Annotated in this window: 3 protein-coding genes and 2 pseudogenes; 2 read left to right on the forward strand and 3 right to left on the reverse strand. The window is 73.1% G+C overall.

Features of this window, described 5'->3' with window-relative positions; translation table 11 throughout:
• Positions 1 to 435 precede the first annotated feature (435 nt).
• Together ACIQ1J_RS34860 and ACIQ1J_RS34865 are read right to left on the reverse strand one after the other, a co-directional pair.
• Entirely contained in the window at positions 436 to 1,281 is an 846-nt protein-coding gene (locus tag ACIQ1J_RS34860; RefSeq protein WP_403563325.1) for an inositol monophosphatase family protein, read from the reverse strand.
• A 150-nt stretch (positions 1,282 to 1,431) separates the two neighbouring features.
• Positions 1,432 to 3,267 carry a gamma-glutamyltransferase family protein gene (locus ACIQ1J_RS34865; protein WP_403563335.1) on the reverse strand — a complete coding sequence of 612 codons (1,836 nt, stop codon included), beginning with the start codon at positions 3,265 to 3,267 and terminating at the stop codon, positions 1,432 to 1,434.
• Between the two features lie 226 nt (positions 3,268 to 3,493).
• Here ACIQ1J_RS34865 and ACIQ1J_RS34870 point away from each other — a divergent pair.
• Both ACIQ1J_RS34870 and ACIQ1J_RS34875 read left to right on the forward strand, forming a co-directional pair.
• Positions 3,494 to 3,583 (forward strand): annotated as a pseudogene (locus ACIQ1J_RS34870) (GNAT family N-acetyltransferase); the annotation flags it as partial.
• A 129-nt stretch (positions 3,584 to 3,712) separates the two neighbouring features.
• Positions 3,713 to 5,611, forward strand: coding sequence for an SMI1/KNR4 family protein (locus ACIQ1J_RS34875; protein ID WP_403563327.1), 1,899 nt, complete (start codon positions 3,713 to 3,715; stop codon positions 5,609 to 5,611).
• A gap of 100 nt (positions 5,612 to 5,711) precedes the next feature.
• Here the strand turns inward: ACIQ1J_RS34875 and ACIQ1J_RS34880 are convergent.
• Positions 5,712 to 5,935 (reverse strand): annotated as a pseudogene (locus ACIQ1J_RS34880) (IS5/IS1182 family transposase); the annotation flags it as partial.
• Positions 5,936 to 6,000: the final 65 nt, after the last annotated feature.

Raw genomic sequence — 6,000 nt, forward strand, 5'->3', positions numbered from 1 at the left:
CGCTTCCCCGGCCCCCGGGAGGGGCTCTGGCTCCGGTACGAGATCGGCGAGGACGGGCATGCGCTGCGGCAGGCGGCCTTCGACCGGTCGCTGCCGGCCCGGCCCGCCGGGGACCATTTTCACCTCACGGACTGCCGCACGGACTGCCGCAGGGCCTGCCGCACGGGCGGGATCGCCGACGGCGGCGCGTCGGTGGCGGCCTCTCGCGACGATCTCCGCTCCACGCTGGAACGGTTCGCGCCGGGCGGCCTGCGGCTCCACGAAACCGTGTACGGCGTGCTGACGGACGGCCCGGTCGAGGTGCCGCCCGGCGCCGAGGACGTCACCGGGGATGAGTTCGAGCGGGCCTGGAACACGGCGAGGCGGCACCGGCGTCTCACGCGCCACCGCACGGGCCCGCTGCCCGAGGCCGGCCGGAGCGCCCCGACCTGGAGATCAGGCTTCGCCCGACAGCAGTGCCACCACCTGGCGGGCCGTGGCCGCGTCGCGGGCCGCGGTGAACGGCAGGTCGTTGCCGCCCGTGATCCGGAAGGGCTCGCCCGTGCGGGTCAGGTGGGTCCCGCCCGCCTCCTCCACCAGGAGGAGCCCCGCGGCGTGGTCCCAGGCGGCCTCCCAGGAGAAGGCCGTGGCGTCCGACTCGCCCCGGGCGACGGCGAGGTACTCCAGTCCGGCCGAGCCGCAGGCGCGGGGCGCCACGCCCGGGGTGCGCAGGCCGCGCAGGGCGTGCTTCTGCTCGTCGGTGGTGTAGTCCGGGTGGGACGTGGCGACGCGTAGGTCGCGGCCGGGCTCGGGCGGGCCGGCGTACAGCCGCTCGCCGTCCAGGAAGGCGCCACGGCCGCGTACGGCCGTGGCGAGCCGGTCGTCGGCGGGGGCGTAGGTCCAGGAGGCGTGCACGACGCCGTGGTGGGCGAGCGCGACCAGCGTGCAGAAGCCCGGGTCGCCGTGCACGAACTGCCGTGTCCCGTCGACGGGGTCAACGATCCACACCGGTGCCTCGCCGCGTATCGCCTCGTACGACGCCGGGTTGGCGTGCACCGCCTCCTCGCCGACCACGGCCGAGCCGGGCAGCAGGGCGGACAGGACGTCGGTGAGGTACAGCTCGGCCTTGCGGTCGGCGTCCGTCACCAGGTCGTGCGGGCCGGCTTTCTCGTCGACCTCGTGTGCCGCGAGCCGGCGCCAGCGCGGCATGATCTCCAGGGCGGCCGCCTTGCGGACGGTCTCCTCCACCTCGTCGGCGTGCCGGGCGAGAAACTCGTCGATGGTTTCGTTGTTCTCGATCATGCCTCCATGAGAGCACGCCCCACTGACAATCCCCACCCGGGTGGTGTACTCCGGGTGGAATCGGCACGAACATGCGGTGCCGGTGTCCGCGAACACGGGGCCCGGGGTCGACGAGCCCAAGCGCGGCGTCCACGGGCTGAGGCCCGGTGGTCAGCGGCCGACCGCGTAGCCCTGCATTCCGCGCGGGTTCGCCGCCGCCGACAGGACACCCGTCTCCGGGTTCCGCGCGACGGCGCACAGCCGGCCCTCGGACCAGGCCTCGCCGACCGTCACGTCGTGCCCGCGGCGCCGCAGCTCCACGACGACCTCCGCCGGTACGCGGGACTCCACAGTGACGCTCCCGGCCCGCATGCCGCGCGGGAAGAACGACCCGGGGAAGCTGTCGTTGTGCCAGTTCGGCGCGTCGATCGCGCCCTGGAGGTCGAGGCCGCCGCGCACCGGGGCGCGCAGCGCGACCGCCAGCAGGAAGTGCAGCTGCCACTGGTCCTGCTGGTCGCCGCCGGGCGTCCCGAACGCCATGACGGGCACCCCGTCGCGCAGGGCGATGGAGGGCGTGAGCGTGGTGCGCGGCCGGCAGCCCGGGGTGAGCGAGTTGGGCAGGCCCTCCTCCAGCCAGGTCATCTGGAGCCGGGTGCCGAGCGGGAAGCCCAGTTCGGGCACGACGGGGTTGGACTGGAGCCAGCCGCCGCTGGGCGTGGCCGAGACCATGTTGCCCCAGCGGTCCACGATGTCGAGGTGGCAGGTGTCGCCGCGGGTGCCCCCGTCGGCGGTGACCTCCGGTTCACCCGGCACCGGCGATGTCGGGCTCTTGGCGACCGTCGGCTCGCCGACCCCCAGGGCGTCGAAGCCCTCACCCTCCACGGCCGCCACGCGCGCGTGGGCGCTGAGCCGCGGAGCGCGTCCGCCCGGGCTGCCGGGGCGCAGCTCGAAGGACGCCTTGTCACCGACGAGCGCCCGCCGTGCCGCGTTGTACTCCGGCGACAGCAGGTCGTCGAGCGGCACCCGGGCCGCGCCGTCCGCGTCCCCGTACCAGGCCTCCCGGTCGGCCATGGCGAGCTTGCACCCCTCGACCAGCAGGTGGACGTAGTCGGCGGAACCGTAGCGGGGCAGCTCAGGCGGGAGCAGGGCGAGTTGCTGGAGCAGGACGGGGCCCTGGCTCCAGGGGCCGGCCTTGCACACGGTCCAGCCGTTCCAGTCGTACGTCGCGGGAGCCTCGTAGGACGCGGACCAGCCGGCGAGGTCGGCGGCGGTGAGGGTGCCGGTGTGGCGCTCGGCGCTGGTGTCCATGGTGGGCCGCCCGGCCTGCCGCAAAAGGGCCTCAGCGACGAAGCCGGTGCGCCAGACCTCCCGCGCCGCGTCGATCTCCGCCTCCCGGCCCCCCGCTCCGGCGGCCTCGGCGAGCAGCCGTTTCCAGGTGGCGGCGAGGGCGGGGTTGCGGAACAGCTCGCCGGGGTGCGGCGGGTGTCCGTCCGGCAGGTAGACCTCGGCCGAGGACGTCCACTCGGTCTCGAACAGCTCCCGCACGGTCTCGACGGTCTCCGTGAAGCGCTCCACGGGCGCGTGTCCGTGCTCGGCGTAGCCGATGGCGTACTTCAGCACGTCGGCCAGCGGTTTGGTGCCGTGGTCGCGCAGGAGGAGCAGCCAGGCGTCGAAGGCACCGGGAACGGCGGCGGCCAGTGGCCCGGTGCCGGGGACGAGGTCCAGACCGAGCCCCCGGTAGTACGCGACCGTCGCGCCGGCCGGTGCCACTCCCTGTCCGCACAGCACCCGCACCTCGCCGCCCGCGGGGGCGAGCAGGATCGGCACCTCACCGGCGGGCCCGTTGAGGTGCGGCTCGACGACGTGCAGCACGAAGGCACCGGCCACGGCGGCGTCGTAGGCGTTGCCCCCCTCCTCCAGCACCGCCATGGCCGACTGCGAGGCCAGCCAGTGGGTGGACGACACCATGCCGAAGGTTCCTTGAAGCGTGAGCCGGGTGGTGAAGATGCCTCTCACCTCGCTGTGTCCGCGTGCCGGAAAGGGAGGACCGGTCGTCAGCGCGTGAGACGGGTCCCGGGGAGAGTCCGGGGAGTTCGCGCCGGAGGCTCCCCATCCGCTCCCCCGGCAGACTATCTCCCGCCGGAGGATGATCTTTTAAGCACCCGCCCCACGGCGCGGCAGCACCAGCTCGCGAAGACGTGGAGCCTCGGATCAGGCGACGCTCGTGGTGTTCTACAGGTCGTGGGGGTACGAGGACATCGGGCACAGCCAGCCGTCACCGGCGTCGCCGGTCCTCACCGTGATGATTCGCGCCGTTCGCTGATCGCGGCGAGGGGGCTGATGTCTGCACGCGCTACGGCTTCGGAGGCCGAGCGCGTCATCGCCACGCCCGCAGGCCGGGCGGCGCGGCCACGGTGCCGCCGTTGTCAGTGCCCGATGGCACCATCCGGCCATGAGCAGCGACGGTTTCAACTGGCACGCTTTCCTCGGCCGGTGGCAGGAGGAGTGGGTCCCGCGCACGGACGCCGACCAGGGCGAGGGAGATGAACAGGCCCTCGTTCCCCTGGGCGGACCCGGCGCGGACGAAGTGGCGACAGCCACAGCCGAACGACGACTGGGGCGGCGCCTGCCTCCCTCGTACCGGGCCTTTCTGGCCGCGAGTGACGGCTGGCACGTCGACCAGACGGCCGGGATCTACCAGCTCGGCGGAACCTCGGACATCGACTGGTTCCAGGATCCGCACGACATGACCTCGCTCTACGAGGAGATGCTGGGCCCCGATCCGAGCAAGGAGGAGGCCCTGCTGGCCGGGATGTGGAAACGGGCGCTGCGGCTCGAGACGGATTCCGACATGTCGTACGCCCTGCTCGACCCTGGCGACACCGACGAGGACGGCGAGTGGGCGCTCTACGTCTACCACGGCTGGGATGGTGAGGCGCCGAACCGCTACCCGTCGTTCCGCGCGTACATGGAGGCCATGTACCGCGGCTTCCACTCCGCCCGGGTGGACAGACCCGACTTCGTGAACGCCACCACGCGCGCTCAGGACGCCAACGTGGAGGAGGCCCGTCGGCTGGCCCTGCGTGGACGGTACGAGGAGGCCCTGCCCCGGCTCGAGGAGGCGCTGTCCTTCGGACGGCCGCGAAGCGCCGCCCTGCTCCACCAGATCCGGCACCTCCTGGATCCGCTCGGCTCCTTCGGCTACGACAGCCTGTCGTCGGACCCTTGCTACCTGCCGGAGGTCCTGCCCGTGGAGGCCATGAGTCCGGCGAGCGGCGCATGGCGGCTGGGTGGGGACGACCACTGGCTGGGGATGATGGCCGCCCGTGGGGTGGCCAGGGAGACCGCGGAGGCCGTACTGAGGGCGATGCGCGAAGGCACTTACCGCTACGCGCCGCCAGGCACTTGGGGCGAAGCCGTCGCCGAGGCCCGGGAGCAGGCCCTGTGGGGCGCGGGCGACGCGGCGTGGCGGCTGCTGCGGAACGCACTCCCTGTGTGGGAGGCACCGGGCCCCTTGCTGATCGCCCCGATCGGGCTGCTGGCCGATCCGGTCCTGGGCCCGCTGGTCACGCCCGAACGGGGGCGCGAGCTCCTCGGAACACCGCGAGCCGGACAGACGGGACCCGCTCCCGCGCCGGTACCCGATCTCGACCCGCCGGGCCTCGCCTGGCTGACCGGCCCGGACGCGAACCGGCAGCCGTTCGACGGCTACCGCTGTGTCTGGGCCGACGGAATCGACCCGACCCGCCTGCCCTCCCTGATCGGCGAGGAGGGCGCCGAACTGAGCGCACCGGTGAATCCGCAAAGGGCTTCCCGGCGGGCGCCCAAGCCCCATGAACGCGAGGGCGTGGAGCTCTGGGAGGACCGGGCCGTCGTCGCTGTCGGCCGCACGGGTGAAGGGTGGTCCTTCGCATTCGAGGGCCACTCCCACCACCACCTGAACGAACGGTTCGTGTCCCCCGCAGCGGCCGCGTCCCTCTCCGGCCGCGCGGTCGTGGTGTGGCGCGAGCCGGCGCCTTCTTCCCTGCCTGACCAGCCCGCCGCGTTCCACCTGTCGGTTGCCGAACACGGCGAGGAGCTCTACGCCTTCACCGTACGGGGTACGGAGATCCAGCGCTCCGGCGCGATACCGGAGGCCCTGGAACCCGCACACCTGTTCCGCCCGGAGGACACCGAGCCGGACGGCGAACTGAGCGTGCTGGAGGCCCTGCACACCGAACTCGGGCTCTCCCTCCCCCGCTTCGCGCTGACCCGGGGAAGGCTGCGCACCTTCACCACCCGGTCATGGACGCGGGCACCACGCGCGGGCGAGGGCTACGCCTACATCAGGGTCGGATGGCACCCCTCCTGAACGCGGTGTGGGACACGGGTCCACCGGCGCCGGCGACGCCCCGACCGTGGCCCTCGACCCAGGCTGATCGCGGATCGCGCACGACGCTCACTGAGCTTCTTCAGCGTTGCCGCTCCAGGGTGAGGACGGCTTTGGCGATTGACGTCATGCAGTTGGGGCTGCTCGCGCTCTGCGGAAGATCCGCCAGGCCTTCAAGCGGGCGACGCCGCGCTCGACCGGTGCCCGTGCCGCGGCCAGGGCCGGTTGACGGCCTTCTCGCGGTAAAGGTGAGCTCCTACAAGGGCCTGCGTTGACGTCCGTGGTCAGCCAGGGGCCGCCGCCCTGCCGGGGCTGGGCGCGGTTCGGTGGGTCAGCTCTGTCCCGACTGGGACGCCCGGTTCCCCGTCGCT

This window comes from Streptomyces sp. NPDC097107 (assembly GCF_044762405.1).
Lineage (GTDB): Bacteria > Actinomycetota > Actinomycetes > Streptomycetales > Streptomycetaceae > Streptomyces > Streptomyces thinghirensis.